The sequence below is a fragment of the Paraburkholderia sp. SARCC-3016 genome (assembly GCF_031119615.1).
GTDB lineage: Bacteria > Pseudomonadota > Gammaproteobacteria > Burkholderiales > Burkholderiaceae > Paraburkholderia.
In genome coordinates, this window is sequence record NZ_JAVHZD010000008.1 from 21,774 (window position 1) to 40,271 (window position 18,498).

Below are 18,498 nucleotides of genomic sequence, written 5' to 3' on the forward strand. Positions count from 1 at the left end.
CGCGGCCTACAACGATGAAAACTTCGACAACCGTGAAACCCGAGGTCAGGTTCCGCATGCGCATCCAGCAGGCCGATACGATCGCGCTCGGTCCCGGAAAGGTCGCGTTGCTCGAAGCGGTCAGGGAGCACGGCTCGATCTCGGCCGCGGCGCGCAGCCTCAACATGTCGTACCGGCGGGCGTGGCTGCTGATGGATGAACTGAACCGGTCGCTGAAGTCGCCGGCGACGGTCGCCGAGCATGGCGGGCAAAGCGGCGGAGGCTGCGCGCTGACATCCGTCGGCGAGGAAATCATCCGGCTGTATCGCGGCATCGAAACCGAGGCGTATGCAGCCTGCGCAGCCGAGATCTCGGCCTTGACGCGAATGATCCGGCGATAGGCCGTGTGTGGGGCACGCTCGGCCGTGCCGCAAACAGAACCGCGACACGCGCGCCGTCGGCCCGGGCGTCGGCACTGCGGCCGGCCGCGAGCCGCGCGATCAGTTCGACGAAGCCCGCCACGCTATGTGCGAGTCTGGCCGCTCGCCGCGTAGATCGCCTGCCGGATGCGCGGATACGTGCCGCAGCGGCAGATCACCGGCGTCATCGCCTGATCGATATCCGCGGGGCCGGGCTTGTGGTTGCGCATCAGCAGCGCGCTGGCCGCCATCAGTTGCGCGCTCTGGCAGTAACCGCACTGCACGACGTCGATGCGCAGCCATGCGGCCTTCAGTGCGCGCGCCTGCGCTCCGCCGAGCCCTTCGATCGTCGTGATCTTCGCGCCGTGCAGTTGCGCGACCGGCTTCGTGCAGCAGGTCTGCGCGGCGCCGTCGATATGCAGCGTGCACGCGCCGCATACGCCGACGCCGCAGCCGAACTTCGTGCCGGTCAGTTTCAGCTCGCAACGCAGCACCCACAGCAGCGGCGTCGCCGGATCGGAGCGGATCGCCGTGTCGTGTCCATTGATGTTCAGAGACAGCATCGTCGTCTCCATCGCCCGGCATGGCGGGCAAACTCGAACTTACGCGAGCTTGAGCGGCAGCGAGCGCAGCCTCTGCCCCGTCAGCGCGAATATCGCGTTCGCGACCGCCGGCGCGACGGGTGGCGTCGCCGCCTCGCCGACGCCCTGCGGATGCTCGCGGCTCGACATGATTTCAGTTTTGATCCGCGGGCATTGCTCCATTCGCACGACCGGATAGTCGCTGTAATACTGCTGCTTCACGGCTCCGCCCTCGAGCGTGATCGATTCGTAAAGCGCCGCGGATAATCCGAACACGATCGCCCCTTCGAGCTGCTGCGCGATCAGATTCGGATTCACGGGCAAGCCGCAATCGATCACGCAGACCACGCGGTTCACATGGATCGTCCTCTCCTTATCCGCCTCCACCGATACTTCGGCAACCTGACCGACGATGCTGCCGAACGCCTGGTGCAGCGCGATGCCACGCGCCTGCGCAAGGCCGCGTTCATCGGCTTCGAGCGGCGTGCGCCAGCCCGCGAGCTGCGCAACCCGGCGTAGTACCGCGAGATGACGCGGGTGATGGGCAAGCATCGCGGCGCGGAACGCAACGGGGTCTTTGCGCGCGGCGGCCGCCAGTTCGTCGACAAAGCTCTCGACGAAGAACGCCTGATGCGAATGCCCGACCGAACGCCAGAAGCCGACCGGCACCGGCAGCGCGACCGGCTTGTGGCCGATGCGCACATTCGGCCATTCGTACGGCTGGTCGAACGCGCCTTCGTCGCTGGTCTTGTCGAGGGTGCGGCCAAGCGCTGCAACGAAACCCGGCACCCCGTAGTTGCGCGCGAGCCAGCTCGTCACGATCGACTGGCTTGCCGACGTGTTGCGCCATGCGGTCACCGTGCCCGCATCGTCGAGACCCGCGGTGAAGCGCGATACGCAGGCCGGCCGATAGAAGTCGTGCGTCGTGTCCTGCGGGCGCGTCCAGATCGTCTGCACGGGTGTGCCGCGCACGCGGTTCGCGATCGCAACCGCTTGCGCGATGTAATCCATCTCGAGCCGCCTGCCGAAGGCGCCGCCGATCAGTTGCGGGCGCAAGTCGACTTTCTCTTCGGCTACGCCGAGCATCTGCGCCGTATAGCGGCGCGCGACGTCGGGCACCTGCGTCGCGGCCCAAACGATCGCCGAACCGTCGTTTCCGACCTGTGCCGTGCAATTGATCGGTTCGAGCGCCGCATGCGCGAGATACGGCGCATGGTATTCGGCGCTGACCGTGCGTGCGGCAATGCCGAGTGCGGCATCGGCATCGCCGCGTGCGTACCACGTGTGGCCCGCGCTTTCGTCGAGCGCCGCGGAAAGGCGCTGCATGGCATCCATGCTCGACACGCGCGTATCGTCGTCGATCCGCCATTCGCACTTCACTGCGTCGAGCGCGTGCATTGCCGCGTACGCGTTGTCGGCAATCACGGCAACGCCCCCCGTGCCGCCGTGAAACGGCGGTACCGCGAATACGCTGACGACGCCACGCTGCATGGCCGCGGCGGCGCCGTCGAAATGCGCGACAGCGCCGCCCAGCACCGGGCACATCGCGACACTTGCGTAGAGCAGACCGTCGGGCGTCGCATCGATGCCGAAGCGCGCCGAGCCGTCGAGCTTCGACGACGCCTCGATACGCGCGAGCGGTTTGCCGATCAGCCTGAATGCGGCCGGATCTTTCAGTGCGACCTTGCGTGGCAGCGCCTGGCGCGCCGCAAGCGGCGCAAGCTCGCCGTACGTTGCGCTGCGCCTTGCCGAGGTCATGCCGTCGGCGGGCGCGTCGATCGGCCCGTCGTAGACGCGGCCTGCTTTCGTATGGCACTGCTCGACAGGCACGCCCCACTGCGTCGCGGCCGCCTCGATCAGCATGGCGCGCGCCGCGGCGCCGGCCTCGCGCATCGGCAGCCACGCATCGTTGAGCGACGTCGAGCCGCCCGTCATCATCGAGCCTGCTTCGCGCGCGCCCTTGCGCGCAAGCCACGTGAAGAGCCCCTTGACCACGCTGTCGTCGTCGGGACGAAACGGCAGGTTGCCGGCGACGCTTTCCACGTTGTTGTAAATCCTGTCGACCGGCGCGTCCTCGACGCCGACCGTAGCCCAGTCCGCGTCGAGTTCCTCGGCGACCAGCATCGCGAGGCCCGTGTGCACGCCCTGCCCCATCTCCGCGCGGCAAACCATCACGGTCACGCGGTTGTCGGCGTCGATCTTGACCCAGCCGTTCATCGCCGTCTGCGCGGGGTGCATCACAAGCGGCTCCGCCGGCTTCAGCCGCTGCCGCGGCGGCAGTGCGGACCAGCCGACCACGAGCGCACCGAGCGTCGAGGCACCGCCGACAAGGAAGGTTCTACGCTTGACCATGGCACGCTACGAAGCGGTTCTTGACGATGGTTATATCGGTCGCCACGGCCCACCGGGCGCCTCTGACCGGCGGCAGAGGTCGCGGTGAGCGGACATCAGGTAAAACGCACAGGCGCGGATCCGAATGAAAGCAGGCGCGGCGATCAGCGAGCACGGCCGGGATCCGTGCCACCGTCCGTCGTCGCCGCGCAGCGCCCGATTTTCGGTCCGGCTGCGCAGTCGCGCCTTCCTGCATCTTAGTGCGCGGAATCGCACCTGCGTAGGCCGGGAATGCAATTCGCTAACGTCTCTGCGTCGATAGATACGGAGGAACCACCATGGCAAGCGTGTTTCAGGAATTCAAGCAGTTCGCGGTCAAGGGTAACGTGATGGATCTCGCGGTCGGTGTGATCATCGGCGGCGCGTTTTCGACGATCGTCAATTCGATCGTGAAGGATCTGATCATGCCGATCGTCGGCATCGTGACCGGAAACATCGACTTCTCGAACAAGTTCCTGCGGCTCGGCGCGATACCGGCGACCTTCAAGGGCAACCCGGATTCGTACAAGGACCTGCAGACGGCAGGCGTCGCCGTGGTCGGCTACGGCTCGTTCATTACCGTCGTGCTCAACTTCCTGATTCTCGCGTTTATCGTCTTTCTGCTCGTCAAGTTCATCAACAAGCTGCGCGAGCTCGAAAGGACCGAAGCCGAAACGCCGGCGGCGCCGGCCGCGCCGCCCGAGGACGTCCTGCTGCTGCGCGAGATTCGCGACGAGCTCAAGGATCAAAGGCAGCGCGCCTGAAGGCGGCGCGAACGGCGTTGCAGCGGCGCGCGGACGATGCGGGAACGCCCCATGCTCGACCAGCGTGAAGCGGCGGCATCAGGGCGCCGCAACAAGGAGGCTCTCATGCTGCCGAATCACTCAGACTCGCCCGCCCCCCTGCGCGCATCCGATCCCGCCGCGGACCCGCCGATTCCCGATCAGCCGGCTATTCCGGACGCACCGAGTCCCGGCAGGCCCGCCGACGTGCCCGACGTCGGCATTCCCGAACCTGAACCGGACCGGACGCAGCCGGAACCCGGCAAGCAGCCGGGCCAGTAGCACGACTGCGGCACGACTGCGGCATGACTGCGCGCGGCCGGGCTGCTGTGGCTTCGCTCGGCCGAACTGAAACAGTTTCGCTGCCCCCGGGTGCCCGCCCCTTCGCGGCGGCGAAGCTTCTGCTTTTGCCGTTGGAACCGCGGTGCCGATGCACGCATGCCGGTTCGTCGGCCGACGCAGGGCGATGTCGCGCGTCCTGCCCTTGCGCGCGGGCATGCGCGCAAGGGCGCGACGCGGCGCGACCTGGCGTTTTCCCTCAAAAACTATTGCTCGACCAATGCCAATTGATTTTTTAAGCTAGCGCTGTGTTTTTTGACCTTGTCAGATGCATAGCTCATGACCGCACCGACCCGCTTTAACTCGAAACTGATTCCCATCACCCGCGACACCCATGGTGTCGACATCGACCTCGTCTACGCGACCGCAAACAACCTGACGGGCAAACCGATTTACGAACGCGCGCACTGCCTGCTAATCGAGCCGGCTGAAACCGCGCTGCGCACCGCGATTGCAATCGCGCGCGACAGCGGGCTCACGCTGCGCATCTTCGACGCGTACCGTCCGCCGCAAGCGCAGCAGGTGCTGTGGGACTTTCTGCCCGATCCGACCTATATCGCCGACGTCAAACGCGGTTCGAACCATAGCCGCGGCGCCGCGGTGGACCTCACGCTCGTCGATGCAAACGGCGAAGCGCTCGAAATGGGCACTGGCTTCGATGCAATGACGGTCGAATCCGAGCACTTTCATCCGGGCCTGCCGGAACCGGTGCAGCGCAACCGGCTGATGCTGCTCGGCATCATGCACGCGGCGGGCTTCACGCATATCAAAAGCGAATGGTGGCATTACGAATTGCCGGGCGCACTCGCGCTGCCGCTGATCGACAATGCGGACAGCGGACCACTGCGGCTGATGTGATTGCCGCGCGCCGACACGCACCGCCGGTTTGCACGCGTTACAACGACTGCACAACGAATTTCACGACTATCGAGGGGAACACAGAAGATGAAACCGCGTTTGCGCAACGTGCTCGCCGCGGCCGCACTGGCTGCGGCGATGGGATTATCGCTGACGGCCACCGTGCCGGCCCGCGCCGCGACGCCGAAGGACATGCTCGTGATGGCGACGATGCTCGACGAATTCTCGACGCTCGATCCGGGCGAAGTGTACGAGCTCGTGCCCGAGGAGTACATCGCGAACACCTACGACCGGCTCGTGCGCGTGGACCTCAAGGACCCGTCGAAATTCAACGGCGACGTCGCGCAATCGTGGAGCGTGAGCCCCGACGGATTGACGTTCACGTTCAAGATCAAAAGCGGGCTCAAGTTCCATTCGGGCAATCCGCTCACGGCCGATGACGTCGCCTGGTCGATCCAGCGCACGGTGCTGCTCGATAAAGGCGCGGCCGCCGTGCTGCAAGGCATCGGCCTCACCAAAGACAACGTGCTGCAACGCGTGAAGAAGATCGACGACACGACGGTCAGCGTGACCACCGATCAGAAATACGCGCCGACCTTCGTGCTGAACGTACTCGGCGCCTGGCCCGCTTCGGTGGTCGACAAACAGCTGCTGCTCACGCACCAGAAGAACAACGACTTCGGCAACGCATGGCTGCGCACGAACGAGGCCGGCTCGGGCGCGTACAGGCTCGTCAAGTGGACCGCCAACGAAAGCCTGATTCTGCAGCGTTTCGACGGCTACCGCGTGCCGCTCGCGATGAAGCGCATCGTGTTGCGCCATGTGCCCGAAGCGGCGACGCAGCGCCTGCTGCTCGAAAACGGCGACGCCGACATTGCGCGCAACCTGAGCCCCGACGACCTCGCCGCGCTCGAGAAATCGGGCAAGGCGCATGTCGTGGCCGTGCCGCAAGCGACGCTGCTGTATCTGGGCCTGAACGTGAAGAACCCGAATCTCGCGAAGCCCGAAGTGCAGGAAGCGATGAAGTGGCTGATCGACTACAACGGCATTCAGACCAACATCGCAAAAACCACGTTCAAGGTGCACGAGACTTTTCTGCCGGAAGGCTTTCTCGGCGCGCTGAACGACAATCCTTATCGCCAGGACGTCGCGAAAGCGAAGGCGCTGCTCGCGAAAGCGGGCTTGCCGAACGGCTTCAAGGTGACGATGGACGTACGCAGCGGCTACCCGTATAACGAAATCGCGCAGGCGGTACAGGCGAATCTCGCGCAAGGCGGCATCAAGGTCGAGATCATTCCGGGCGACAACAAGCAGACGCTCGCGAAATACCGCGCGCGGCAGCACGATATCTACATCGGCGAATGGTCGGCCGACTATATCGACCCGCACAGCAACGCGCAGGGCTTCGCATGGAACCCCGACAATTCCGATAAGTCGGCGTACAAGATGCTCGCATGGCGCAATTCGTGGAACATTCCCGATCTGACGAAGGAGACGAACGAAGCGCTCGCTGAATCGTCTACCGCGAAGCGCGCACAGCTGTACCAGGCGATGCAGAAGCAGATGCTCGCCCATTCGCCGTTCGTCATCATGTTCCAGCAGGTGTCGCAGGTCGCGATGCGGCCCGGTGTAAGCGGCATCGAAGTCGGTCCGATCAACGATCTCGTGTCGTATCTGCACCTGAAGAAGCAGTAGCGAGGCAGTCACGAAGCAGCGGTAACGGAAGCGAAACCGCAATCAAACCGGCGTTGCCGTCGCGCGGCGCCCGTGCAAGGAAGCCATCATGTCGACTCCCGTCACGCCGTTCGACCGCCTGCGCGCGCTGCCTGCCCGGCACGCGGGCCTGCGCTGGGCGTTGCGCGCGCTGCGCTGGGTGGCGACGCTCGCCATTACGTTCGTCGGGCTGCTTGCCGTCACATTCGTCATCGGCCGCAAGGTGCCGATCGATCCGGTACTCGCGGTGGTCGGCGACCGCGCATCGGCCACGGCGTACGCGGCCGCACGCGCGCAGCTAGGTCTCGATCAGCCGCTGGCCGTGCAGTTCTGGCTTTACGCGCGCGACGTGCTGCATGGCAATCTCGGCGTCTCGCTGCTCACGGCCAACCCGGTGCTCGATGACATCAAACGCGTCTTTCCGGCCACGCTCGAACTCGCGACACTGTCGACCGTCATCGGTGTGCTGATCGGCATACCGCTCGGCGCGATCGCGGCGGTCCGTCATAACCGCTGGATCGATCACGTCGCGCGCTTCGTGGGCCTGATCGGCAGCTCGGTGCCCGTGTTCTGGCTCGGGCTCATGGGGCTGCTGCTGTTCTACGCGAGGCTGCATTGGGTGGGCGGCCCCGGCCGTATCGATCCGGTCTACGACGGCATGGTCGATACGCGCACCGGCAGTCTGCTGATCGATGCGCTGATCGCCGGCGAATGGGATGTATTTTTCAACGCGCTATCGCATATCGCCCTGCCGGCCGCGATTCTCGGCTATTACTCGGTCGCCTATCTGAGCCGGATGACGCGCTCGTTCATGCTCGAACAGCTGAGCCAGGAATACATCACCACGGCGCGCGCGAAAGGCCTGCCCGAGCGGCGCGTGATCTGGCGGCACGCCTTCGGCAACATCATGGTGCCGCTGCTGACCGTGGTCGCGCTGTCGTACAGCTTTCTGCTCGAAGGCTCGGTATTGACCGAGATCGTGTTCGCGTGGCCCGGCATCGGTTCATATCTGACCGGCGCGCTGCTGAATGCCGACATGAACGCGGTGCTCGGCAGCACACTCGTGATCGGCGCGACATTTATCGCGCTCAATCTGCTGACCGACGCGCTGTACCGTGTGTTCGATCCGCGCGCCCGCTGATGATGCTTCGCTACCCGCTTTCCATCTGTTTATGAGCCGTGTTCGACCTTCAACCGAATCGACTGCGTTGCCCGACGATCGCGCCTCGATCGCGCAGGACGCGCCCATGAGCGACGAGCAACCGCAGTCGTCACGCACGTCGCCGGGCTTGCGCGCGTGGCTGCTCAGCGACACGCCCGCGTCGCGCCGCCAGGCCGCGTTCGGCCGCGCGTATCGCCGGTGGCGGCGCTTTGCCGGCAATCCGTTGTCGCTGTTCGGCTTCGCGATTCTGGTGCTGCTCGTCGGCGTCGCCGCATTCGGGCCGCTCGCCGCGCCGCACGATCCGCTGCGCCAGGTCCTGTCCGACCGGCTGCTGCCGCCGGGTTCGGTATCGCACTGGCTCGGCACCGACCAGCTCGGCCGCGATATCCTGTCCCGCCTCATTTACGGCGCGCGCATCACGCTCTCGATCGCGATACTCGTGGTGATCGTGGTCGTGCCGATCGGTCTCATGATCGGTACGGTCGCGGGCTTTTTCGGCGGCTGGATCGACAACGTGCTGATGCGCGTGACCGATATCGCGCTTGCCTTCCCGAAGATCGTGCTTGCGCTCGCGTTCGCTGCCGCCGTCGGGCCCGGCGTGATCAACGCGGTCGTTGCGATTTCGATTACCGCATGGCCTGCATATGCGCGGCTCGCGCGCGCCGAAACGCTGCGGCTCGTCGATGCGGACTTCATCCACGTCGCGCGGCTGCAAGGCGCGTCGCGCGCGCGGATCCTGCTGCGCTATATCGTGCCGTTGTGCTCGTCGTCGGTGATCGTGCGTGCGACGCTCGATATGGCGGGCATCATTCTGACCGTCGCGGGCCTCGGTTTTCTTGGCCTCGGTGCGCAGCCGCCGAGCCCCGAGTGGGGCTATATGGTCGCATCGGGCCGCAACGTGCTGCTCAACGCGTGGTGGGTCGCGACGATTCCCGGATGCGCGATCCTCTTCGTGAGCCTCGCGTTCAATCTGCTCGGCGACGGCTTGCGCGACGTGTTCGATCCGCGCCATGGAGACTGACCGCATGTCGGATGCTTCCCCGAAAGCGAATGCCGCGGACCGGGCGCCGAGCCCGCCGCTTGCGGGCACCCCCGCCTCTGCCGCGCTCGCCGAAATCGACGATCTGCGCATCGCTTTTCGCGGCCACGACGGCACGCTTGCGGAAGCGGTGCGCGGCGTGTCGTTCGCGCTCGACAAGGGCGAGCGCCTCGGCATCGTCGGCGAGTCCGGTTCCGGCAAGTCGCTGACGGGCCGCGCATTGCTCGGCCTGCTGCCGCCTGCCGCGCAGATGCGCGCCAACACGCTGCGTTTCGACGGCACGGACCTGCTCGCACTGAACGCACGCAAGCGCAGGCAGTTGTGCGGGCAACAGATGGGCATGATCCTGCAAGATCCGAAATACTCGCTGAATCCGGTCATGACGGTGGCCGAACAGATGCGTGAAGCGTTCGCGCTGCATGCGCCGAAAACCGGCCGTCGCGAGATGCGCGAGAAGATCGTCGACGCGCTCGCGGCCGTGCATATCCGCAATCCGCAGCGCGTCGCCGACGCTTACCCGCACGAGCTGTCGGGCGGCATGGGGCAGCGCGTGATGATCGCAATGATGGTGTCGACCGGGCCGCGCCTGCTGATTGCCGACGAACCGACCAGCGCGCTCGACGTGCTCGTCGCCGCGCAAGTGCTGGCGATTCTCGATGAAACGATCGCGAAGCACGACACCGGGTTGATTTTCATCAGCCACGATCTGCCGCTCGTGATGTCGTTTTGCGATCGCGTCGTCGTCATGTACGCGGGACGTGTCGTCGAAACCTGCGCGGCGCGCGATCTGTTGCATGCACAACATCCTTATACGCGTGGTCTGATGGCCGCCAACCCGCCGCTCGTCGATCCACCCGAGGAATTGCCCGTACTCGCGCGCGACCCGGCGTGGCTAGCCGACCCGCTCGCGAGCGCACGAGGAGCTGCCCTATGAACGAGCCGATCATCGACGTCGATGCGCTGACCGTGCGCTTTCGTACGAAAAGCGGACCGTTCGATGCCGTGCGCGGCGCGAGTTTTCAGGTGCGGCCCGGCGAAGCATTCGGACTGGTCGGCGAATCGGGTTCGGGCAAATCGACGGTGCTGCGCGCGCTGACGGGGCTCGTGCCGATAGCGGGCGGGCGCGTGGCGATCGGCGGACGCCTGGTAGGCGCGCAAGCTCAGCGCGGTGCTCACGGCCGCGCGCTGCAACGCGAAGTGCAGATGGTGTTTCAGGATCCGTACGGTTCGCTGCATCCGCGCTTCACCGTCGATCAAACGCTGCGCGAACCGCTTGCGATCAACGGTCTCGATCGCGAGGACGAGCGCATTGCCGCCGCGCTGCGCGAAGTCGGGCTCGGACCGGCATACCGCTTCCGCTATCCGCATCAGCTGTCGGGCGGCCAGCGGCAGCGCGTGGCCATCGCCCGTGCACTGCTCGTCGAACCGCGCGTGCTGCTGCTCGACGAACCGACGTCGGCGCTCGACGTATCGGTGCAGGCCGAAATACTCAACCTGCTGCGGCGCCTTGCGCGCGAGCGCAATCTGACGATCGTCCTCGTGAGCCACAACCTCGCGGTGATCGGCTTTCTTTGTTCGCGCGTCGCGGTCATGCGCAACGGCGAGATCGTCGAAGAACCCGGTATCGAAGCAGTGCGCGAGCAACGCGTGCAGCATGAATACACGCGCAGCCTGCTGCTTGCGACTGCCGGTTATCGGCGCAATGCAGCCGACGCGATTGGGGTGGACGCGGCGATGTAACGCGCGCAGGATGTCGTGCGCGGTCGCTGGCGTTATTTCGTCGCCGTCAGCTTCCGGTTGAATCGCCTCATTCCATCGAAGACCTTCGTGGCGACATCGGCTGGAAAATCGGCCGGCAAGCGCGCCGACACGCTGTCGATCACCGCGTCGGTACGCTGCGCAACCTGCGCGATCATCTCTTCCACCTGGTCCGCCGGATAGCCGACGCGGGCGCCTTGCGCGATCCAGTGACGCCGCTGGATCTTTTCGATGTGATAGTGCTTGTCCTGGCTGCGTACCGACATCGCGAGCTTCGCCTTTTGCCGCGCAAGCCGGTTGCGGCCGTTGCCGATAATCGGGTGAGCCGACAGAACATCGTAGAGCGGCGTTGCCCTGTACCGATTGTTCGGGAAATGAGCGATGCTGAAGTTCTTCGCGTGGCCGTCGGTTGCGGCGAGAAGCCAGAACACGATCTGCGTCACGAAGAAGGCGCGCCGGTCCGATGCCGCGTCGGCGGAACTCGAGAGAATTTCCATGATGCGTTCGATGCCGGGGCCGCGGTCGCTCTCGTACTTGCGCAGCGCCGGCGTGCCGGTCGCCTGGCACATGTCCTCTTGCGGAAGCCGGAGGATCCAGCGGCGGTTGCTGGCTAGCCTGCGATCGAAGCGCCTGACGACCAGAACTTTCTGGTCTTCGAAGCGCGCAATCGCGCAGTCGGCCACCGGCAGTCCGTACGCCGCCACGATCTTCGAGCAGAGCCATTCGTTTTCGACCGACGTACGCATATCGGCCTGCATGTTACCGACGAGCCCTAGCGGAAGCTTGAAAATATGCGTGGTAGGCGTACTGCCTTCCGGCAGCAGCCATTGGCCGCCGTGCCACAGCAACGCAGTTTTCTCCTGCGCGCCGGCGATCGACAGGCGTAGGTCTCCGGCAGCGTCTTGCCGGCCGAGCACGCCCGTCGCCGTCGTGTCGCGCAACAGCTGCGCCACCGCTGCCTCATCGAGTGGCCTGCCGTGGATCGATTGCAGGTCCGCCGGTACTTCATCGGGCGGCAGCAACTGGATCGCGCCGACGCAGTCGCGGCCCAATTCGGTCAGCATCGCGAAAGAGGACGTGTCGCGCGCCCGATAACGCACGGCGATGCGCCGCCGTATCGCCTCGCTGTCGGGCAGCAGATTGTCGAAGAACGCCTCGACTTCGGGCCCCTGGTACGGCTGGTTGCCAGGCGTAAAGGGCAACGAGAGCGACAACGGACGGCCTTGTACGTCCGCCACCCAGTCGTCGTGGTACACGAGCCGCTCCGCGCCGCGGGAGACTTCCCAGTAACCGACGGGCAGCCCGTTCATCCAGATGTCGAGTCTGTTCGCACGGGCGCCACGCATCATGGTTACCAATCCTCTCGCTTACGAATCACACGTTTGGTCGTCTTTCGCGCCGACGTAGCTGGCGTTTTCGCTTTCGCGCCGCCGTTTGCCGGAACCGCCGCGCCCTGCTGTTTCTTCGCACCGGCGCGCTCGGGCGCCCGTTTTTGGGCCGCGGCCCCCGCTTTGGGCTTGCTGGCCGATTGCAGCGCCGGCTGTCGCCCCGACTGCGGCCTCGACTGTTGCCCCGGGCGCAAACCGTTACCGGCATCCGGGGGGACAGGCGGGCGCGGCGAGGCGCGACGCGGGCGCACGGACCAACTGAGCGTCATATCGACGTTCAGGATGCGCAGCACTCTGAGCACGCGCTCGGTGCTGGCCGAGCCCGGATTGGCTTCCAGCGCCGCGTATGTCTGCTGCGTGATGCCGAGAAGGTCCGCCATGCCCGCCTGGGTGAGGCCGGAAGACTTCCGGAATGCCCTGAGCATCAGATGAAGCTCACTGGCTGTACGAACGGGATATTCCACGGCCCCACCTCCGCTTTCGTCGCCCGATACAGTCTATTGCCTGTAAAACGATACTACAGGGTAAAGGCTGTACACAATACAGCGTATAAGCTGTAAATCCAAAATACAGATTATAGGCTGTAAATGCAAAATACAGCCTAAAGGCTGTAATCGTGCGGTGACCCCCCTGCGGTGACCCCTGCGGTGACTCCATGACTTCGCTGTGCCCCCGCAGTGACCGTCATGCGGCCGGGGCCGCTCCTGCCCCTTGCCCCTTGCCCTTGTGCCGGTCTTCACCCCGCCATCACCCGGTTCCTTCCCCTCGCCTTCGCCGTATACAGCGCGGCGTCAGCGCGCGCCATCAGATGCGCGAGTGTTTCGCCGCGCCGGTGTTCGTCCGCACCCGCGCTAAACGTGTAGACGAGACGTTCGCCGTCCGACAGCAGGCAGCCGCTGCCGGCGATTTTCGCGCGCAACCGGTCGAGTTGTTCGACCGCGTCCGCGCGTCCCGTCGATGGGCAGAGCACCGCGAACTCCTCGCCGCCGAGACGCCCGAACAGGTCGTTCGAGCGGATGCACGCCGCAACGACGCCGCCGAAATGCGCGAGCACCTCGTCGCCGCACGCATGCCCGTGCTCGTCGTTGATCGACTTGAAATGGTCGATATCGATAATCGCGATCGACAGCCGCGTGCCGTTCGCGAGCGACTGCGCAAGCCGCGCTTGTGCGCGTGCAAGAAACGCGCGGCGCGTCAGCGCGCCCGTCAGTTCGTCGATGTTCGCCCAGCGTTCGAGCCGCTCGGCCATCCGGTCGTGAGCGAGCATCACCATGCCGATCGACAGGGACGGCAGCGCGAGAATGCCGAGGCCGAGGAACGCGACGTTGACGGCGTTCGGCTGCAGCAAGGCCGTCTGATGTACAAGGTCGAACCCATAGATCAGCCCGCGCGACAGATGGCCGAGCGCGCCGAGCGAAGCGGCCGCGGTGACGAAGTGGTAGCTGTATTTCGGCCGTCCGGGAACGTGACCCTTCCAGGTGATCCAGCCGACCGACGCATACACGTACGCATGAAACAACGACGCGAGCAGAATGCGCGCGTTGATGTCGGGCACGACGTAGGTCCAGCACAGGAAGCCGATCATCATCGCGGCCCAGCACGCATACTCGCCGAATTCGATCGGCCGTCGTCCGAAGAATTGACGGCAGCCCTGCAACATCTGCAGCACGGCGATCGAGAAAATGCCGTTGGCGATGATCACCGACAGGTAAAGCGGCGTGGTGCGTTGCAGTGTAAAGAGAACAAGCCCGACGATCGCGAGCAGATTGCCGCTGATCCAGTAACCGACGCCCGGAATCGCCGCGGGCCGCAACGAACCGAGCACGGCCATGCTCATGATGCCGGAGAGCACGGTCACGATCAGGATGTTGACTGGGTCGAGCATGGACTAAGCGGGATCGTGCAAAGCGTCGCCGAAGTTGCAAAAGGACACGCGGCAGCGCCTCGTGCCGGCAAGGCTGCGCAACGGGATTGTCTGACTATACGAGTCAGTTTACGGCACAAAGCCCGCGTTTCTTGAAAACGCGCGCAACATCGCGCGACACGTCATGTATAAAATCGACGGATGACCGCACCGCCGACCTTGCCCTCGCCGCGTTCGCGCGACGAACCCGAGCTGCCGTTGCACACATCGGGCCCCGCCCCACTGACAGCCGCGGCATCGATCGCGCTGATCGCGTGGCTCGCGTTCGCCGCGCAAACCGACATCACCATCGACCGGCTCATTGCGCATGGCTATGGCGTGTTCGATGCGCTCGAACGCATGAGCAGCTATCTGACCAACCTGACCGTGCTGCTGTGCGCCGTCAGTTTCACTTGCGTCGCGCTGCGGCCGCCGACGCCGATCGGCCGATTCTTGCGCGCGCCGACGGTCGTCACGGCGATCGTCGTGTACATGGTATTTGTCGGCCTCGCGTACAACGTGCTGCTGCGCCATCTGTGGACGCCTCATGGCTACCGGTCGCTCGTCAACGAAGCGCTGCATACGGTGCTGCCGGTGCTCAGCGCGCTGTACTGGCTGCTCTTCGTGCCGCGCTTTCATCTGACGATTCGGCGGAGCCTTTTGTGGCTCGTGTATCCGCTCGCATACATCGCCGTCACGATGCTGCGCGGCAGCCTGTCGGACTTCTATCCGTACCCTTTCATCGACGTGCTCGAACTCGGCTACCAGCGTGTGTTGATCAACGAAATACTGCTGGTGGGCGCGTTTGTCGGGCTCATGGTGCTGTTCATCGCGATCAATCACAGGCGCCCGTTGCGCGTGCGGGCAGCATCGATAGCGGCAGGCGCGGCACCCGATACGACGCAGGATGCCGGACGCTAGTGCGTGCACTTGGTCGCGTCGCCTTCGCCGATTTCGGCGTGGCATGGGGATTGCCCGTTCCGTGAAGCGAGCGCATCCGGCGTCACACGCGACGGCTCTGCGCTACGGACCACAAGCGAGCCCACTCATGACACGTCACCTGTCGCAAGACACACGCAACTGGCGTCTTCATACGCCGACGCCGCCTGAAATCGAGCCCGATCCCGCATCGCCGCCAGCCGACGATCCCGACGCGCCTCCTATCCCCGAACGGGAACCCGGCAGCACGCCGCCACCCGCCGGCGATCCGCCGTCGGAAGCGCCGCCGACGCACATGCGCGCATATGCCATGCGTGGCGCCTGCTGATCGAGCCCGCTTTTCGACTTTTCAACACGCTATCCCGCAGCCAGCGCCGCGAGCGTATCGCCAAATCCTCCGCGCACGCGCGCATCGACACGCGCGCTCGTGACGACGCGCGGCGCCGCGCTCCATGCGATGCGCACGCCGGCCGCGATCAGCAGATCGACGAGCGCGACATCCTCGCTGCACGCGAGCGGCGGAAAGCCGCCCGCGCGACGATACGCGCGCGCCGACACACCGATGTTCGCGCCATGAATATGCCGGTGCCCGTCCGCGTCCATGTAGGTGCGATAGAACGAGGCGCGCGTGCGTTCGTGATGCGGCGTCCAGTCGTCGACGGTAACCGGCCCGCACACCGCCTGTGCGCGCAATGCGAGTTGCGCGGCGAGCCAGTCCGGCGCAACGCGGCTATCGGCATCCGTGAAGGCGAGCCAGCGCGCGCCACGCGCGAGCAGCCGATCGGCGCCGGCCGCACGCGCAATGCCGACATTGCGCGCGTCGATCTCGATGGTCTCGACGTCGAACTCGCGCGCGACCGCGGCACTGTCGTCGTCGCAGTTATCGAGTACGACGACGGTCTGCACCGCTTCGCCGCGCAGACGCGGATGCCGCGCCGCCTCGCGCGCCGCACGCAGGCATGCACCGAGCAATTCCTCTTCGTTATGCGCCGGAATCACGATGCCGATCATGCGAGTCCCTCCTGTTGCGCGACCGAACGGCCGTCCGCGGACCACACGTCGAGCAGCAGGTCCGGTTCTTCGTGGTGAACGATGCGGGTGAGGGACGCCGCGCAGTCGAATACGGCGTGCGCCGCCTCGGCCGACTGGCGGCGCTCGACGAACGCGTGGCGCCAGTGGCACGCGACCAGCGTGCCGTCGGCGGCAAGCGACGCGCACGCGCGTTGCGCGAGCAGAGCGGTTTCATCGGGATCGAGGTAGTACGCAAGTTCGCCGATCGCGATCAGATCGAACCGCGTATCGGACGAACCCGGCCGTGCCCCGGTCACGTTCGCATGAGGCCACTCGTGCGGCAGCACGCGCTGCTCGATCACGACGTTGCGCAGTCCGGCACAGCGCTCGCGTGCGAGCTGCACCGCCCGGCCGCTCAGATCGCACGCGAACAGCGCGTCGCAGCGCGCCGCCAGCAGCGCGGTCAATTCGCCATTCGCGCATGCGGGCTCGAATGCGCGTCGAAACCGTTCGCGCGGCAACGCGGCGAGTGTCAACTGTTGTTTGCGCCGTTCGTACCAGCGATGCCGATAACCCCAAGGGTCGTCGTCTTCGCGATACAGATCTTCGAAATAGGTGGTGGAGAGTGCCATGCGGTCGGTTCCTCACGCTACAGACACGCTGGCCGCCACTGCGCGTCCGGCTCCTCGCACGCGAGCGGACTCAGTGACGCGGTTGGATCGGGCGAGTTGCGCAACGCTTCGCCGAGCGATGCCGCATCGCGTTCCGCGTGGCTTTGGCGCAGGAATACCGGAAGGTCCGCCGCGGCGCGCGCAAAATGCAGGTCCGTGCATAACGGTCCGGGCCCGAGCGCGCGCGTCGCATGCGCGAGCACCGACGTCGCCGCCTCTTCGACTGCGAGGCGTGCGCGCATTGCGCGGCGCATCGCGTCGGCACGCGGATAACGGTCGATCCATGCGGCGGTCTCGCGCAGCAGTGCGCCCGCGGCAGACAGTTGCGCGTCGGCCGCGCCCAGATGCGCGCAGGCATGCGGCTCCGTGCGTCGGACGAGGTGCGCACGCAGCACAGCCGCAATTCCGACCGCGCAGCCATACCAGCAGGCGGCAATACCGGCACCGCCGTGCCAGAAACCGGGGCGCGCGAGATAGGCGCCCGGTTCGCCGACCTGCACCGCTAACGCGCCATCGAAACAGACCTCGCTCGTGCCGGTCGCCGCCATACCGACTGCATGCCATCCGCCGTCCGAGACATGAACCGATGGCTGCCTGAGTTCGACTGCGGCAAGCACAGGCTCGCCATACCTCGACACCGTGACGAGTGCATGCGTGAGTAGTCCCGCGCCCGAGCACCAGGGCTTGATGCCTTCGAGGCGCAATGTGGCGTCCGTTCCCGCCGTCGCCGTTCCACGCGATACGCCGCTCGCATCGGAACGCGCGCTGATTCGCTCCGGCACCGCCGCTACTTTGCGGTTCGGCGGCTCAGCGGCCCAGACGCCCCAGCGCTGTCCGCGCGAGGCAAGTCCCGATGCATGCAGTTCGGCGAGAATCGCAAGCGCGTCGGTATGCCCTTCGTAGAGCTTGACGAGCGACAGGTCGCACCGGGCCACCGCGGCAAGCGCGCTCCAGCGTTCGACCGTGCGTCCGCGGCCCGGCAGCGGCACGCGGTCGAGGCCGCGCGCGCAGAGCGCCTCCAGCGCGGCGCCGCGGCTTTGCGGCGCATCGGTTGTAAAACGCAGCGCGGCGAGCTGCTGCTCGAGCGCGCATTGAAACCCGTCATTTTCGTCATCACGGTCACCCGCGCTTTGTGCGCGGCGCACAGCGTCGCGCGCCGCATCGTTGCCGATGTGGTTCATCGAAACCTCCGTCCGGGAATCATTGCGGCACGGCCCGAACGATCGGCGCAGTCGGGCCAGCTTCAAATGGTCCGAAGCGGTCCAACGCGGCCGTTCAGCGCACGCGTGCCGTGCCAACGAAACCCCAAACGCAAACGTCATGCCTATGCGCGAAATTGCCTGCCGTGTCGCAGCTACAAGCCTTGCAGGCGTGGCAGCGCATCGCACGCGCACGCCACGACGCGCCTGCGCAACGCAACGCAGCACCATCCTGAGAGCGAAACTGCCGACGCAAACCGCAGGTAAGCGGGTAAATACCGAGCGGCGCAATTGCAGTCGTCGCCCCCTTTCCCAAGGCACCGGCACACCGTTTGCGAGGCGTTCCGGCAATCCGTGGTCTATCGCGAATCGCGCACCCCGCCATCG

General features: G+C 65.6%; 19 protein-coding genes. 11 read left to right on the plus strand and 8 right to left on the minus strand.

Translation table 11 applies throughout. The annotated features are described in order from the left end of the window. The first annotated feature begins 56 nt into the window (after window positions 1–56). The gene (locus QYH69_RS09910; RefSeq protein ID WP_374992384.1) at window positions 57–380 is read left to right on the plus strand and encodes a winged helix-turn-helix domain-containing protein; all 324 of its coding nucleotides are present in this window, start codon (window positions 57–59) and stop codon (window positions 378–380) included. Between the two features lie 122 nt (window positions 381–502). On the opposite strand, the gene QYH69_RS09915 is transcribed toward QYH69_RS09910, so the two are convergent. Further along, a complete protein-coding gene (locus QYH69_RS09915; protein ID WP_308831691.1) occupies window positions 503–961 on the minus strand; it encodes a 2Fe-2S iron-sulfur cluster-binding protein in 459 nt (152 codons plus the stop codon). A gap of 39 nt (window positions 962–1,000) precedes the next feature. Then, window positions 1,001–3,331 carry a molybdopterin cofactor-binding domain-containing protein gene (locus QYH69_RS09920; RefSeq protein WP_308831692.1) on the minus strand — a complete coding sequence of 777 codons (2,331 nt, stop codon included), beginning with the start codon at window positions 3,329–3,331 and terminating at the stop codon, window positions 1,001–1,003. A 317-nt stretch (window positions 3,332–3,648) separates the two neighbouring features. Here QYH69_RS09920 and mscL point away from each other — a divergent pair, with 317 nt between their 5' ends. The 8 genes from mscL to QYH69_RS09960 all read left to right on the plus strand — a co-directional run bounded on the left by mscL (window position 3,649) and on the right by QYH69_RS09960 (window position 10,982). Then, window positions 3,649–4,113, plus strand: a complete 465-nt coding sequence (gene mscL / locus QYH69_RS09925) for a large conductance mechanosensitive channel protein MscL (protein ID WP_308831693.1) — start codon at window positions 3,649–3,651, stop codon at window positions 4,111–4,113. 105 nt (window positions 4,114–4,218) lie between these two features. After that, on the plus strand, window positions 4,219–4,413 hold the full coding sequence (locus tag QYH69_RS09930; protein ID WP_308831694.1) for a hypothetical protein: 195 nt from the start codon (window positions 4,219–4,221) through the stop codon (window positions 4,411–4,413). Between the two features lie 336 nt (window positions 4,414–4,749). Continuing rightward, window positions 4,750–5,328 (plus strand): D-alanyl-D-alanine dipeptidase, encoded by a 579-nt coding sequence (gene ddpX / locus QYH69_RS09935; protein ID WP_308831695.1) that lies wholly within the window; start codon window positions 4,750–4,752, stop codon window positions 5,326–5,328. Between the two features lie 87 nt (window positions 5,329–5,415). Then, window positions 5,416–7,023 (plus strand): ABC transporter substrate-binding protein, encoded by a 1,608-nt coding sequence (locus QYH69_RS09940; protein ID WP_308831696.1) that lies wholly within the window; start codon window positions 5,416–5,418, stop codon window positions 7,021–7,023. Between the two features lie 88 nt (window positions 7,024–7,111). Then, window positions 7,112–8,182, plus strand: coding sequence for an ABC transporter permease (locus tag QYH69_RS09945; RefSeq protein WP_308831697.1), 1,071 nt, complete (start codon window positions 7,112–7,114; stop codon window positions 8,180–8,182). A gap of 106 nt (window positions 8,183–8,288) precedes the next feature. After that, a complete protein-coding gene (gene nikC / locus QYH69_RS09950; protein WP_308831698.1) occupies window positions 8,289–9,224 on the plus strand; it encodes a nickel transporter permease in 936 nt (311 codons plus the stop codon). 4 nt (window positions 9,225–9,228) lie between these two features. After that, the gene (locus tag QYH69_RS09955) at window positions 9,229–10,176 is read left to right on the plus strand and encodes an ABC transporter ATP-binding protein (protein WP_308831699.1); all 948 of its coding nucleotides are present in this window, start codon (window positions 9,229–9,231) and stop codon (window positions 10,174–10,176) included. Window positions 10,177–10,184: 8 nt separating this feature from the next. Further along, window positions 10,185–10,982, plus strand: a complete 798-nt coding sequence (locus tag QYH69_RS09960) for an ABC transporter ATP-binding protein (RefSeq protein WP_308831854.1) — start codon at window positions 10,185–10,187, stop codon at window positions 10,980–10,982. A 32-nt stretch (window positions 10,983–11,014) separates the two neighbouring features. Here QYH69_RS09960 and QYH69_RS09965 read toward each other — a convergent pair whose 3' ends face one another. The 3 genes from QYH69_RS09965 to QYH69_RS09975 all read right to left on the minus strand — a co-directional run bounded on the left by QYH69_RS09965 (window position 11,015) and on the right by QYH69_RS09975 (window position 14,273). Continuing rightward, the gene (locus tag QYH69_RS09965) at window positions 11,015–12,349 is read right to left on the minus strand and encodes a type II toxin-antitoxin system HipA family toxin (protein ID WP_308831700.1); all 1,335 of its coding nucleotides are present in this window, start codon (window positions 12,347–12,349) and stop codon (window positions 11,015–11,017) included. A gap of 2 nt (window positions 12,350–12,351) precedes the next feature. After that, a complete protein-coding gene (locus QYH69_RS09970; RefSeq protein ID WP_308831701.1) occupies window positions 12,352–12,852 on the minus strand; it encodes a helix-turn-helix domain-containing protein in 501 nt (166 codons plus the stop codon). A gap of 272 nt (window positions 12,853–13,124) precedes the next feature. Then, a complete protein-coding gene (locus QYH69_RS09975; RefSeq protein ID WP_308831702.1) occupies window positions 13,125–14,273 on the minus strand; it encodes a GGDEF domain-containing protein in 1,149 nt (382 codons plus the stop codon). A 180-nt stretch (window positions 14,274–14,453) separates the two neighbouring features. Here QYH69_RS09975 and QYH69_RS09980 point away from each other — a divergent pair, with 180 nt between their 5' ends. Together QYH69_RS09980 and QYH69_RS09985 are read left to right on the plus strand one after the other, a co-directional pair. Then, complete coding sequence (locus QYH69_RS09980) at window positions 14,454–15,212, plus strand: Pr6Pr family membrane protein (protein WP_308831703.1); 759 nt, start codon at window positions 14,454–14,456, stop codon at window positions 15,210–15,212. A gap of 127 nt (window positions 15,213–15,339) precedes the next feature. Further along, on the plus strand, window positions 15,340–15,558 hold the full coding sequence (locus tag QYH69_RS09985; protein ID WP_308831704.1) for a hypothetical protein: 219 nt from the start codon (window positions 15,340–15,342) through the stop codon (window positions 15,556–15,558). Between the two features lie 29 nt (window positions 15,559–15,587). On the opposite strand, the gene QYH69_RS09990 is transcribed toward QYH69_RS09985, so the two are convergent. Genes QYH69_RS09990 through QYH69_RS10000 form a run of 3 tightly spaced genes read right to left on the minus strand, consistent with a single transcriptional unit; the run spans window position 15,588 to window position 18,093 of the window. After that, window positions 15,588–16,241: a glycosyltransferase gene (locus tag QYH69_RS09990; protein WP_308831705.1), complete on the minus strand. Its 654-nt coding sequence runs from the start codon at window positions 16,239–16,241 to the stop codon at window positions 15,588–15,590. Beyond that, entirely contained in the window at window positions 16,238–16,873 is a 636-nt protein-coding gene (locus QYH69_RS09995) for an SAM-dependent methyltransferase (protein ID WP_308831706.1), read from the minus strand. Before QYH69_RS09995 ends, QYH69_RS09990 begins: the two co-directional genes overlap by 4 nt. A gap of 17 nt (window positions 16,874–16,890) precedes the next feature. Beyond that, window positions 16,891–18,093: an acyl-CoA dehydrogenase gene (locus tag QYH69_RS10000; RefSeq protein WP_308831707.1), complete on the minus strand. Its 1,203-nt coding sequence runs from the start codon at window positions 18,091–18,093 to the stop codon at window positions 16,891–16,893. Window positions 18,094–18,498 lie beyond the last annotated feature (405 nt).